This window comes from Sphingomonas sp. DC1600-2 (assembly GCF_049897605.1).
Taxonomy (GTDB): Bacteria; Pseudomonadota; Alphaproteobacteria; order Sphingomonadales; family Sphingomonadaceae; genus Sphingomonas.
In genome coordinates, this window is the sequence record NZ_JAFCWO010000017.1 from 16,496 (window position 1) to 29,450 (window position 12,955).

General features: G+C 64.6%; 10 protein-coding genes. 6 read left to right on the top strand and 4 right to left on the bottom strand.

Annotated elements, in window-relative coordinates; all coding sequences use genetic code 11:
* Nucleotides 1–65: 65 nt before the first annotated feature.
* The gene (locus ACP7BL_RS16425) at nt 66–3,110 is read right to left on the bottom strand and encodes a TonB-dependent receptor (protein WP_426258831.1); all 3,045 of its coding nucleotides are present in this window, start codon (nt 3,108–3,110) and stop codon (nt 66–68) included.
* 216 nt (nt 3,111–3,326) lie between these two features.
* Between ACP7BL_RS16425 and ACP7BL_RS16430 the strand changes: the two genes are divergently transcribed.
* Nucleotides 3,327–5,579, top strand: a complete 2,253-nt coding sequence (locus tag ACP7BL_RS16430) for a beta-glucosidase (RefSeq protein ID WP_426258832.1) — start codon at nt 3,327–3,329, stop codon at nt 5,577–5,579.
* On the opposite strand, the gene ACP7BL_RS16435 is transcribed toward ACP7BL_RS16430, so the two are convergent.
* Both ACP7BL_RS16435 and ACP7BL_RS16440 read right to left on the bottom strand, forming a co-directional pair.
* On the bottom strand, nt 5,576–6,253 hold the full coding sequence (locus tag ACP7BL_RS16435) for a DUF6445 family protein (protein WP_231564930.1): 678 nt from the start codon (nt 6,251–6,253) through the stop codon (nt 5,576–5,578). The two genes, ACP7BL_RS16430 and ACP7BL_RS16435, sit on opposite strands and share 4 nt — an antisense overlap.
* Nucleotides 6,250–7,062 carry a glycoside hydrolase family 16 protein gene (locus ACP7BL_RS16440; RefSeq protein WP_033963904.1) on the bottom strand — a complete coding sequence of 271 codons (813 nt, stop codon included), beginning with the start codon at nt 7,060–7,062 and terminating at the stop codon, nt 6,250–6,252. Before ACP7BL_RS16440 ends, ACP7BL_RS16435 begins: the two co-directional genes overlap by 4 nt.
* A 185-nt stretch (nt 7,063–7,247) precedes the next feature.
* Between ACP7BL_RS16440 and ACP7BL_RS16445 the strand changes: the two genes are divergently transcribed.
* The 3 genes from ACP7BL_RS16445 (at nt 7,248) to ACP7BL_RS16455 (ending at nt 10,290) form a co-directional block, all read left to right on the top strand.
* The gene (locus tag ACP7BL_RS16445) at nt 7,248–8,990 is read left to right on the top strand and encodes an adenylyl cyclase (protein WP_426258833.1); all 1,743 of its coding nucleotides are present in this window, start codon (nt 7,248–7,250) and stop codon (nt 8,988–8,990) included.
* Nucleotides 8,991–9,151: 161 nt separating this feature from the next.
* Nucleotides 9,152–9,355 carry a hypothetical protein gene (locus ACP7BL_RS16450; protein WP_126849243.1) on the top strand — a complete coding sequence of 68 codons (204 nt, stop codon included), beginning with the start codon at nt 9,152–9,154 and terminating at the stop codon, nt 9,353–9,355.
* Between the two features lie 134 nt (nt 9,356–9,489).
* Complete coding sequence (locus ACP7BL_RS16455; protein WP_171010541.1) at nt 9,490–10,290, top strand: serine hydrolase; 801 nt, start codon at nt 9,490–9,492, stop codon at nt 10,288–10,290.
* On the opposite strand, the gene ACP7BL_RS16460 is transcribed toward ACP7BL_RS16455, so the two are convergent.
* Complete coding sequence (locus ACP7BL_RS16460) at nt 10,287–11,096, bottom strand: flagellin (protein ID WP_010405376.1); 810 nt, start codon at nt 11,094–11,096, stop codon at nt 10,287–10,289. The genes ACP7BL_RS16455 and ACP7BL_RS16460 overlap by 4 nt on opposite strands.
* A 254-nt stretch (nt 11,097–11,350) precedes the next feature.
* On the opposite strand from ACP7BL_RS16460, the gene ACP7BL_RS16465 reads away from it, so the two are divergent.
* Both ACP7BL_RS16465 and fliE read left to right on the top strand, forming a co-directional pair.
* The gene (locus ACP7BL_RS16465) at nt 11,351–12,619 is read left to right on the top strand and encodes a sigma-54 interaction domain-containing protein (protein WP_426258834.1); all 1,269 of its coding nucleotides are present in this window, start codon (nt 11,351–11,353) and stop codon (nt 12,617–12,619) included.
* The coding region (gene fliE / locus ACP7BL_RS16470) for a flagellar hook-basal body complex protein FliE (RefSeq protein ID WP_426258835.1) at nt 12,616–12,955 on the top strand (340 nt) is incomplete at its 3' end. The genes ACP7BL_RS16465 and fliE, both read left to right, overlap by 4 nt.

Below are 12,955 nucleotides of genomic sequence, written 5' to 3' on the forward strand. Positions count from 1 at the left end.
CGGTTATGCCCTGCGGACCCGAAGAACGCCACCCTCGCGTCGCGAGGGTGGCGTCGCCCGCATTGCTAGAAGGTGATCCGCGCACCGCCCGAATAGCGCGGCCCCTGCTTCGTCACGAACGCGATGTTGCGGTCCGAGCGCAGATGCCCGCTGCGATTCTCGCTGTTCACGTTGATCCCCTCGAAGAAGACCGAGATGTTCTTCGTGATCGCATAGCTCGCACTGACGTCGAGCTGGCCATAGGTGTCGATATAGTACGGGTTGACGCCCGCGCCCGACAGATACCCCTTGCGCCAGTTATAGGCAGCGCGCGCCTGCAGGCCGTTCTTGTCATAGAACAGCACCGCGTTGGCGCTGTCGGACAAGCCCGTCACCGCAAATTGCGACACACTGGCCGGCAGCGTATTATCGTAATTGTGGTTGCCTCTGACGATCGTGTAGTTGAGGATCGTGCCGAACCCGGTGTTCCAGAACGCGTGCTGGATCGCGAACTCGAATCCGTCGATATTGGCCTTCTGATCGCTGTTATACGGCGTCTGAATAACGAAATTCACCAGCGGATCGTTGGGCTGCGCCACGATCGTGCCGTTGACCACACCACCCGGATAATTGGCCGCGATATAATCGCGGATCTGGCCGAAGGTCGCATTTGCCCCCAACGCATTGAGCGCCGCCTGATAACGCGGGCCGTTCTGCGTTACACCGTTGAAGGTCGTCGTTGGCGAGGTGATCCCGGGGATCGTCTGGTTGACCACGGTGCTGCTGATGTAATTCGCCACATTTTTGTGGAAAAACCCAACCGAGATGTAGCTCTCTCTATTGTAATACCACTCCGCTGACAGATCGATATTCTTCGATTTATAGGGAATGAGATTTGGGTTGCCCACCGAACCCGTGCCGCCACCGACGCGGAACAGCGTGTCGAGCCGTCGGCCGCCTTGCAGGCTGCCATAATCCGCACGTGTGATCGTATGGCTGTACGATGCGCGCAGTTTGACGGTGTTGGTCGGTTCGATGTCGAAGTCGACCGATGGCAGCCAGTTCTGATAGCTGCCCTTGAACGACGTGAAGCCGCTCCCGTTGAACAGGATATTGAATTCGTTCTGCGAATTCTGCCGTGCGCCCGACGGGGTCGGCACCAGCGCCGAGGCGCTGACGTCGGTCGTCTCGTAGCGCAGACCGCCAATGATATGACCCGGCACCGAGAACACGTTGAACTTACCGTTGACCTGGAAATACGGCGCAATCGTCTTTTCGCGGACGCGCGAGTCGGTCGTGTACGGGATCAGGCACTGGCCGCTCCCGCCGCAGATCTTATAGGCCTGATCGAGCAGGTTGACGACGCTCGCCAAGTCGAACGAGTAGAAGGACTTGACGATGTTGACGTTGTTCGCACCGCTGATTCCCGAGAATTTATCGGGAATGCTGACCAGATTGAACAGACTGTCGGGGAGAAGCGCCGCAGCTGCGGCACGCTGCGCCGCACTGTCGCCGCCGGTCCCGCCCCAGGTATCGTTCTGCAGCACGCTATAGGCCGACCGCACCTTGTTGTCGGTGTACTGCACGCCCCAGTCGAGGCTGTCGAGGAAGCCATCGTGATGGTCGTAATGGCCCTTCAACTGGACCTGGTTGATCTCGTCGCGGAAATAGGAATTGCGGAACGCATTGCCGGTCGGGACAATGTTCGCGGCGTTGAGCGGATCGATGCCGGGATACGTGCTGAACGAGATAACCGGCAGCTTGTTCTCGAAATTGACCGTCTGGCTCTGAATACCGAAGATGGCCGTACCGACCGAATTGCTGTTGCCATACGGACTGTTCGGCTTCGATTCTGCGGTCGAGTGGCTGACGTCGAGTACCATGGTGACACCACCCGGCCCCTTCCACGTCAGATTGCCGCCAATTGCCTTGTTTTCGCTGCGCGCCGAGGTCTGCGACGCCGAATAGGCAAGATCCTTGGTCTCCGCCGCCTGGAAGCGCTCGGTGTAGAAGAGAGGTCCCGCGACCGGACCATTGGTCCACGCACTCGACGTGTCGTTGTGATTGTACCAGATGCCGACACTGTTATCGCGAATGTCGACCGTGTTGCGCGAATAGGTGTAGTCGAACGTCGCGGTCAGCGTATCGGTCGGCTTGAACTGCAGCACCGCCTGCCCGTTGATGCGCTGGCGCTTGCCATTGACCACATCATAGCCAGCATTCTGCGGCACCTGATAGACATCGGTCGCGCCCGGCCGGTTGGTGATGTTGGCGTAGCGCGGATCGCCCTTCTGCGCGAGCGAACCCCAGTTGTTTTCCGCGCCGAGATAGCCGTCGCGGAAGCCGACATTGGCTTGGTTGGCGCTGAAATGCCGCTCCTGGAACGAACCCAGAATCAGCACGCCGATGCGATCGTCGGCGAACGTGTCGGAGAAAATGCCCGACACTTCGGGGGTCACGTCCTTGCCGCCATTTTGCGACGTGTCGATCACGCCGCGCGCCGACAGCGAACCGCGCAGGCCGGGCTTGTCGAACGGCCGCGGCGTCCGGATGTTGATGGTGGAGCCAATGCCGCCCGACGGCACGCTGGCACGCCCGGACTTATAGACTTCAAGCGCCGCAACGCCTTCCGAGGCGAGGTTGGCGAAATCGAACGAACGCGACACCGGTGCGCTGTTGCCGTCGCCGATCGTCGAGGTCGCGAGCTGACGACCATTCAGCGTTACCAGGTTATATTCGGGACCGAAGCCGCGAACCGTGACGAACTGCCCTTCGCCGTTCGAACGGTCGATCGACACGCCAGTGATACGCTGCAGCGATTCGGCGAGGTTGGTATCGGGAAACTTGCCGATATCTTCGGCCGAGATCGCATCGACGATGCCCTGCGCGTCACGCTTGAGATTGATCGAATTGCGAAGGCTGGCGCGGATGCCGGTGACGACGATGTCGCCGCCCGCGTCCGCCGCATCCGTTCCCTGTGCCGGGAGCGCGGTGGTGTTGGTCGGCTGGTCCTGGATCGTCGATGCCGTGTCCTGCGCTGCGGCGATCATCGGATAGCTCGCCAGCGCGAGTATCGATCCGCCGAGTGCCAGTCGCGTAGCCAAACGGGTGCTGAAGCCCCCCATCGTCATCCTCCCTGATAGCGACGCATTACCCCTGCGCCTTCTTGTTTGAGAACGTTCACTTGTTCCGCGACGCGCCGATTGTCAAGTCGCCAGCGCGTTGAAAACGGGTTCTTGTGAACGTTCTCGGGATATGCTGTCTAGGGATTGGAACGGCGGCACGGCCCGACCGGGGAAGCCCCGGCACCGAAAGCGCGCGCGAGACAAATCTGGGAGGATTTCGAAATGGCAAAGACGATTCATGGCTGGCTGCTGGGCGCAACGCTGCTCTCCGGCATCGGGGCGCAAGCCCCCGTTGTAGCGCGCCAGGCGAGCGCGCCGGCCACAAAGCAGGATGCCCGCGCGCGGGCGGCGGCGATCGTTGCCAAAATGACACTCGATGAAAAAATCGCGCTCGTCCACGGCCTTTTCCCGCCAATGGCGAAGGGCAAGACGCCAAACGAACTGATTCCCTCGGCCGGCCATATCGACGGAATCCCGCATTTGGGCGTTCCCTTGATTCGCGAGAGCGACGCCTCGCTCGGCGTCGCCAATCAGGTCGAGCAGCGCAAGGGCGACGTCGCGACCGCGCTTCCCTCCAGCCTTGCTACCGCCGCGACCTTCGACCCCGCAATCGCACGCGCGGGCGGCGCGATGATCGGTGCCGAGGCGCGTGCCAAGCGCTTCACTGTATTACTCGCCGGGGGCGTCAACTTGACGCGCGACCCGTGGAACGGGCGCAACTTCGAATATCTCGGCGAGGATCCGCTGCTCGCCGGGACGATGGCAGGCGCGCATATTGCGGGTGTGCAGTCGAACAAGATCGTCTCGACGATCAAGCATTACGCGCTCAATGCGCAGGAAACCGGCCGCACCGTCGTCGACGCGCAGATTGGCGAGGCCGCGCTTCGCATGAGCGACCTGCTCGCTTTTCAGATCGCAATCGAGACGGGCAAGCCCGGCTCGGTGATGTGCGCCTACAACAAGGTCAATGGCGACTGGGCGTGCGAGAATGCGCATTTGCTCACCGACGTGCTGAAACGCGATTGGGGGTATCGCGGCTGGGTGATGAGCGACTGGGGTGCGGTGCATTCGACCGCCAAGGCCGCGAATGCCGGGCTCGATCAGGAATCGGGGCAGGAACTCGATCACGCCATCTACTTCGCCGATGCGCTGAAGGCCGATATCGCCGCCGGTCGCGTGCCGATGGCGCGGCTCGACGATATGGTAACGCGCTATCTGACCGGGTTGATCGAAACCGGTGCCTATGACGCACCCGCCACAGTCGCGCAGCCGATTCCCTATGACGCCCATGCCGAGGTCGCGCAGCGCGCGGCCGAAGCCGGGATCGTGCTGCTCAAAAACGAGGGGGGCCTCCTGCCGCTCACGCGCACCGCGAAACGCGTCGTGTTGATCGGTGGTCGCGCCGATGTCGGCGTGCTGTCGGGCGGCGGGTCGAGCCAGGTCCGCTCGGTCGGCGGGGCGCCGGTCGAAATCCCGCTGACGAGCGGCGCTGCATCCTCCTTCGCCCGCGTTACCTGGCACGCGTCATCGCCGCTGCTCGCGATCCGCGCCGCCATGCCGCAGGCGCAGGTAAGCTGGATCGATGGCCGCGACCCGGCCGCCGCCGCTGCCGCCGCCAGAACTGCGGACGTGGCGATCATATTCGCGACACAGTGGACAACCGAAGCACAGGACGTGGCCGATCTGTCGCTACCCGATCAACAGGACGCGCTGATCGCTGCGGTTGCTGCCGCGCAGCCCAAGACGATCGCGGTGATGGAGACCGGCGGCCCGGTGCTGATGCCGTGGCTGTCGGCCGTGCCCGCGGTCGTGCAAGCCTGGTATCCCGGTCAGCGCGGCGGTCCCGCGATCGCCAATATCCTGACCGGGCGCGTCAATCCGTCGGGCCGCTTGCCGATCACCTTCCCCGCGCGCGCGGCGCAGGCCCCGCGCCCCGCACCGGTCGGCCTCGATCGGCTGACCGCCGCCGAGGCGCAGGCCGCCGCCGATCCGGGTCATGCCAGCGACCATCAATTGGCAAGCTTCCCGATCGAATATTCCGAAGGGGCCGACGTCGGTTATCGCTGGTATGAAAAGACCCGCGCCACGCCGTTATTCCCGTTCGGCCACGGGCTCAGCTACACCAGTTTCGCGTACCGCAACCCGGTGGTGAAGGGCGGCGCGAAGCTCAGCATCAGCTTCGAGGTGGTGAATACCGGGCGCGTTGCCGGGGCGGACGTGCCGCAAATGTATGTGAGCAGGGATGGAGCGTCGGCACCGATGCGGCTTGCCGCATTCCGACGCGTCACGCTGAAGCCGGGCGAGTCGGCCCGCGTCACGCTGGTGGCCGAACCGCGTATCCTGGCGGATTATGACCCGACTTTGCCCGGCTGGCGCGTCACGGGTGGTCGTTACCGCGTCGCGCTGGCGCACGATGCCCGCGATCGCGCGCTGGTCTCGACCGCCACGGTGACGGCGGCGACGATGAAGCCCTAACCGACGGACAGGAAGGCGGTGACCGTCAGCCGCCCCAGTGCGGGGTCGCTCGACAGCACCGCCTCCGGGCCGATCGCGCCGCTGTGGAGGAGGTAGCTTGGGTAAACGAGCGCGCGGTTGTAACGCGCCTCCACCGCCATAGTGCGTTCGAACAGCGGCGTGTCGCCCGCCACATAGCGCGCAGGCGGCACCCCGCCATAGCGGAACTCCGCGTCGAGCTGACCGAAGAAGATCGGCGCGCGCTCCTCGTCGATCGTCTCGAATCCCGTCGATCGATGGCGAAAGAAGGCGGTGCCGTCGCCGCCTTCGGGCGCAAGATAATGGACCAGCGCAATACGGTCCGCCCGAAAGGCATCGCAGTGTGGAACGCGTTGACGGACATCGAGCTTCTCGGGTGGGGTCGTCACGATCGAAAAGCTGGCATCGACCACCTCGACTGCGCCCGAGCGGCCCAATAGCGGCCCCAGCACATCGGCCAGGACCGCCAGTTGCGCGGGGAGATATGCCTTGGGGAGAGCTGCGCGGATCCCCGGATAATGCTCCACGGCGGGGCCGAAGGTCGATGCAAGCGCAACCGCGCGCAACGCGTCAGGATCAGCCGTAAAATCGTCGATCACCACCACCGGCTGCGCCTCGCGCCCGACGCGGTGCACGCTCAACGAAGGTGCCGTCATCGCGCGGGCCAGTAGCGCACGTAATCGACCGACATGCGCTGCGGTAGCGCGGCATCGTCGATCCCCTTCGCTCCACCCCAATCCCCGCCCACGGCCAGATTGAGGATCAAATGGTACGGCACGGTAAACGGCCACGCCGCATGTCCACCGGGCTGATCGTCCACGACGCGCATATACCCATGACCATCCACACCGATGGTGATCGCGTGCGGCTGCCAGTCGAGCTGGTAGCGATGATAAGCGGTACATGCGCTCGCGAGGCGCGTCTCGGCACCGCGCTGCGTCCCGAGTGTGTGATTGAAGGCGGCGGAGTGGAGCGTGGCATGCACCACCAGCGGCTGCCAGCCGACCATTTCCATTACGTCGATCTCGCCCATGTCGGGCCAGGTGCCGCTTTGGGGCAATAACCAAATCGCCGGCCAGGTGCCGCGGCCACAGGGCAGCTTGGCGCGGATCTCGTAAAAACCGTAGCCGAACGCCGCGCGGCTGACGAGCTTGGCTGCGCTATAGTCCTGCCCACCCCAATCGGCTTTGGAGCGCAGCGCCTCACGCCGTGCCTCGATCACCAGCGTGCCATGCTCGATCCGGGCATTTTCGCGGCGGTCGGCGGCGTAATATTGCTTTTCGTGATTGGCCCAGCCCTGCCGGTTGCGCTCGGTATCGAAGCGCCAGCGGCGCTGGTCGATCGTGCGGGTGAACCCGTCGGCAAAGGCAGGTCGCCGCGCGGGCGGGCGCATCGGCACGTCCACCGAATAGTTGGTCGCAGCCAGGCTGACCGCCTGCGCGAGCAGGATCATGACGACCGTCAACGCGCTACCCCATCCCTCTCGGATCGCTTCCCTTCGGTCCGCTCCGATGATGGCTTAGAACGCGATGGTGCTGGAAACCACCCGAAACATCGCGGAGGCGACAGGATCGACAGGGATGGCCAATGGCGACGGGGATCGCTTAGGTAGCGGCGACGGTAAGATCCTGCATTGAAAGGGACAACGGGTTGACGAGAGGAACGACACGCCGCGCGGTTCTGGCGGGCATGGCCGCGATCGGCGCGCATTCGGTGGCGGCACAGGGCCGACGGAGCTTGCACGAACCGGACCTCGGCCAACATGTCCTGATCGTCGACCCAGGAATGCCAGGTGCGCAACGCCAGATCGACACCTGGTTTGCGGAGCAGGAACGCGCGCATTTCACCGATCGCCGCTACGCCATCCTGCTCAAGCCTGGCACGCATAACCTCGACCTCAATGTCGGTTTCTTCACCCAGGTTGCAGGCCTGGGCCTCCATCCCGACGACGTGATCGTCAGCGGCCATGTTCATGCCGAAGCCGATTGGGCAAAGGGCATGGCGCTGGTGAATTTCTGGCGGTCGGTCGAGAATATGGCGGTCCGGCCGCCGGATCGCGCCGATCGTTGGGCCGTGTCGCAGGCCGCACCCTATCGGCGCATGCATCTCGCTGGCGATCTCGCGCTTGACGATGGCGGCTGGTCGAGCGGCGGTTTCATGGCCGATTGCCATGTCGAGGGCGTTGTCCGCTCGGGCACGCAGCAACAATGGTTTACCCGCAGCTCGCAGCTTGGCGGCTGGCAGGGAGCCAATTGGAACATGATGTTCATGGGGGTCACCGGAGCCCCGCCAAGCAGCTTTCCCGAGCCGCCTTATACCACTCTGCCGAGCGTGCCCGTTCTTCGCGAGAAGCCGTTTCTCCATGTACGGCCGGATGGCGGCTGGGCGGTGTTCGTTCCGGCGCTTCGTCGGGACGCGACGGGGGTTTCGTGGCGAGGCCGACCGGCGGGCCGCAGCGTACCGCTGGGGGACTTCCTGATCGCGGATCCGACAACGCCGATCGAGGCGATCAACCGCGCGCTCGCCGGCGGCGGCCACCTGTTGCTCACGCCGGGGGTATACCGGCTACGCGAGCCGATCCGCGTGCCCCGGGCCGACACCGTCGTGCTGGGGCTGGGGCTGGCAACGCTGCTGAGCGAAGCGGGCAATGCGGCGATGCTGATCGCCGACGTGCCCGGCGTGTCCGTTGCCGGCCTGCTGATCGACGCCGGGCCGCAACTATCGCCGGTTCTCATGGAAGTGGGGCCGAAGGGCGCAAATCGCGATCATCGGGCCAATCCCACGCTGCTGGCAGATGTGTTTTTCCGCGTCGGCGGGGCGGCAGTCGGCAATGTCGGGACGTGTCTCGAGATCAATAGCGGGCACGTCATCTGCGATCACCTGTGGATCTGGCGCGCCGATCATGGTGACAGCGATAGCGGCCAGGTCCACACCGGCTGGACCGAAAGCCGGGGTGATCATGGCCTCGTCGTCAACGGCGATGAGGTGACCTGCTACGGCCTGTTCGTCGAACATTTCCAGGGCTGGCAGACCGTGTGGAACGGCGAGAACGGGCGGACCTTCTTCTACCAGAACGAGCTGCCCTACGATCCGCCGAGCCAGAGTGCGTGGCGCGGGGATTCCAACCGCGGCTGGGCGGCGTACAAGGTTGCGGATCATGTCCGCCGCCACGAAGCCGTTGGAATGGGTGTCTATGCGAACTTCACGGCGGATCCGTCGATCGTACTGGCCAGTGCGATCGAAGTGCCCGGCACGGCGGGCGTTCGCATCAGCAACGTCACGACGATCTCGCTCGGCGGTGGCAAGGGCACGATCGCCCACCCGGTCAATGCTGCGGGCGCGGCCGCGCGCCCTGGACGCATTCGGCAGACGTTGCGCCGATATCCCGGATGATTGCGGCAAGCATCCGGTTGGTCACGCAATTGCGGCGGCGCAAGACCAGCTTCGCCAACACAAAGGCGCTGACCACGCCAAGCGAGAAGCCGACACGCGACCCGTATCGTCATCCCAATCATTGCTCCGCAGCCGCTCGACGGCCGAGGCGGGTCGATGACATGAACGATATCGACGCGCCCATCAAAATGCGCGGTTACGAACCGCGTCAACCGCCGCGCGGCGGCGGCCTCGTCCTCGACCAGCAACAGTTTCATGGCGAAGCCGCCATCACGATCGTGGTGCGCCACCTGCTCCCACCCATCGGTCCGGTCGTCACTGTCGTCCTGCCACCGAACGCTTCGCTGATGCGGGCGCGGATATAGGCAAGGCCGGTACCCGATCCGATCGCGCCGCCTCCCGATTCCCGGCTCGGCGGGGTCACCATATCGAGGACGCGAAGGCGTCGGTCTGTACGGAGGATCGTCAGGACAAAGGCGTCACCGGTCGCCTAACGGCCGTGGACGAGCGCCTTCTCGACCAACGTCAGCAAGATGCCCGGCGGCACGTCAACACCCGTCGCCTGCTCTACCTCGACGCACCGATTGCACGATGGCTCCCTTACTATCGCGCGGATACAGGGGCGCGGCTGACGTTACGCCGATTGTTGTCCAACAGCAGCGGCTTGCCGAAAATGTTCCTTCCGGCGGCGGCAATAGATCCGACGCTGCGCACGCGGGACGTTCCGACTGCGGAGGCTGTAAAGCGGTTCGCCAGCGGTGACCTTTATTTCGAGCCGGATGCGAAATTCGACTATGTTCTCGAGAGCTGGATTATCGTCGACGCGGTCATCGAAGTGGTGACCGGGCAGCCGTTCCATAAGGCGATGCACGCCCTCACGCTCGACCCGCCCGGCTTGCGCAACACTGGTGCCGCTGCTGCCATGTCGCGGGCGAGAAAACGGTGCCGTCCTATCGCACCGTCGCGCTGCTCGAGCGCCGACCGTTCCAGCGACAGCCCTTTCTGGCCGCCGCCGGTGGCTTTTTCAGCGATGCGCACGATCTGCTTCGCGCCGTCCACCGGGTGTACGACAGGGGGTTCCTGTCGCGCCAATCGCTGCGGGCTCCTGAAACTGTCCGGGGACGGCGCAGTGTCGCGCGCCTTCCCGCTACAGGTTTTTTCCCGACACCCTGAAAGGAAAAACCCCGGCGACCCTCACGGACCGCCGGGGTTTTCGTTGGACCGTCTCGCACACGCGAGAGATCCCGGTCGGCCCCGACACCTGTATAGGGGGTCGGGTGCCAGGGCCGGTCCGTCTTAGCCGAGCAGCTTCAGCACGCCCTGCTGCGACTGGTTCGCCTGAGCGAGCAGCGCGGTCGAGGCCTGGCTGAGGATCTGCGCCTTGGCGAGGCTGGTCGTCTCGGTCGAGAAGTCGACGTCCTCGATGCGGCTGCGGGCGTCGGTCAGGTTGGCGACGTTGGTCGTCAGGTTGTTGACCACCGAGCTCAGGCGGCTCTGGCCCGCACCCAGCGTTGCCCGCGTCGTGTTGACAGCCGCGAGCGCGGTATCGAGCGCGCCAAGCGCGGTGGTTGCACCGGCTGCGGTCGAAATGTCCGAACCCGTCACGCCGGACAGATCCAGTCCGCCAACAGCGAGCGAAACCGTGTCGGTTGCCGACGAACCCGTCTGGATCTTCACGGTCGCGGCCGTGGTGCCGAGCAGCGACACGCCGTTGAAATTGGTCTTGCTCTGAATGTCGCTCAGCTGACCGGTCAGCTGCGTGACTTCCGCCTGCAGGTTGGTACGATCGCCCGCTGCATAGGTGCCCGATGCCGACTGAACGGCAAGCTCACGAACACGCTGCAGGATGTTGGTGACTTCGCCGAGCGCGCCGTCCGCCGTCTGCGACAGCGCGATGCCGTCATTGGCGTTGCGGATCGCCTGGTTCTGGCCCTTGATCTGCGAGGTCAGCGAGGAGGCGATGGCGAGGCCGGCCGCGTCGTCCTTGGCCGAGTTGATGCGCTTGCCGGTCGACAGACGCTCGATGCTGGTTGCCAGCGCAGCGCTGGCGGTGTTCGACGCATTGGTCGCGCGCAGCGCGGCGACGTTGGTTCCGATAACAGTCATGATGTGTCTCCATCGTGGTTCGGCAATCCCGCCGCCCCCTATCGGAGAGCCGAGCCGCCATCACAGGTAACGACCGACCGCGCCCGTGATTAAGCACTTTTGCAAACCACGCTATTTTATCCCCACCGACACCCCTGCACACAATGTTGCGGCGACGACCGGTTGCCGCCGGAAAAATATTGCCGCTTTGCAACGTCCTTAACGGGTCGTTTACCACGGGTAGGGCATTCCTCCGCTCGACCAGGGGGAATTTCATGCGATCCATCGTCCCATCCGCCGCGATACTCCGCCAGCATTATGCGCTGGTTTCGACCTTGCGTACGCAAGGCTTCGCAATCGGCAGCTTCGAAGACGGCAAGCTACGCAGCGCGGACCTCTATCTCGTGGCCGAGGGCGAGACTCCGCCCGCCGCGGCGCGCACCGTCGTGATCGGCACGGAAGGGCGCTACATTGTACCCTCGCGTGACGGCCAGCCCGCCCGCATCGCCTTTTCGGGTGCCGATGCGGCGGTGGGCGCGGGCTTCGTCCGCGCACTGCTCGCCGAACCTGAAATGCCGACCGCCGCCGATCCCGAGAGCCTGGCGCTCCACACGCTTGCCGATCGCGTTGCTGCGGCCGACATCACCGTTCTCATCAACGGCCCGACCGGCACCGGCAAGGAAGTACTGGCGCGCTCGATCCACTTGAAATCGGCGCGCGCGAACGGGCCGTTCGTCGCGATCAACTGCGCCGCCTTGCCGGAGACGATGCTGGAGGCATTGCTGTTCGGCCATCAGAAGGGCGCGTTCACGGGCGCGTCGTCGGGCGGGGAAGGTTTTTTCCGCGCGGCCCATGGCGGCACGCTGCTGCTGGACGAAATCGCCGAACTGCCGCTGCAACTGCAGGCCAAGCTGCTGCGCGCGCTGCAGGAACGCGAGATCGTGCCGATCGGCGCGACCACGCCGCAGGCGATCGACGTGCGCGTCATCGCTTGCGCCAATCGCGATCTGCAGGATGAAGTCGCGGCTGGGCGTTTCCGCGCCGATCTTTATTACCGCCTCTCGGTCTTCCCGCTCACCACCAAGCCGCTGGCCGATCGCCCGCAGGATGTGCCGGCACTCGCCGCAACGTTGATCCTGCGCCACGCCGGCAATCGCACGACGATCCCGTGGCCCGACCAGTCGGCGATTACTCTGCTGATGCGCCACGATTGGCCGGGCAATGTCCGCGAGCTGGAAAACGTCGTGCAGCGCGCGTTGCTGTTCGCCGGTGGCGACACGATTTCGGCCGAACACATCGTGTTCGATCGGCCCGCCGCGCGCGCCGCCAACGACCAGCCGGGACAGCCCGCGACGCTGGGCAACATCGTCCAGATGCACGAATTCCAGGCGATCCGCGAAACGCTTGCTGCCTGCAACGGCAGCCGCACCGAAACCGCCAAGCGCCTTGGCATCTCGGAGCGCACGCTGCGTTACCGCCTCGCCAAGGCGCGCGAACAGGGCGATGACATCATTCCCGCCACCAGCCGGACGGCCTGGGCATGAGCATCGACGGCATTGGCGGTGGCGGCGCGATGGGCGTCGACCGGGTGATGGCGCTGCGCGCGCAGATCCTCGAACGCAACCAGGCGCTGGCCCGTGCGGGAGCCACATCGGGTGCCGTTCCCGCAGCTGCGACCAAGCCCGCCAGCTTTGCCGCGACGATGGAAGACGCGCTGAAGAGCGTGAACCAGGGGCAGGTCGAGGCAAGCAAGCTGTCCGAAGCCTATGAACGTGGCGAGACGATCGACATCGCCAAGGTGATGATGGCGCGTCAGCAAGCCTCGGTTGGCTTCGAAGCGACACTGGAAGTCCGCAACAAACTGCTGTCCGCATACAAGG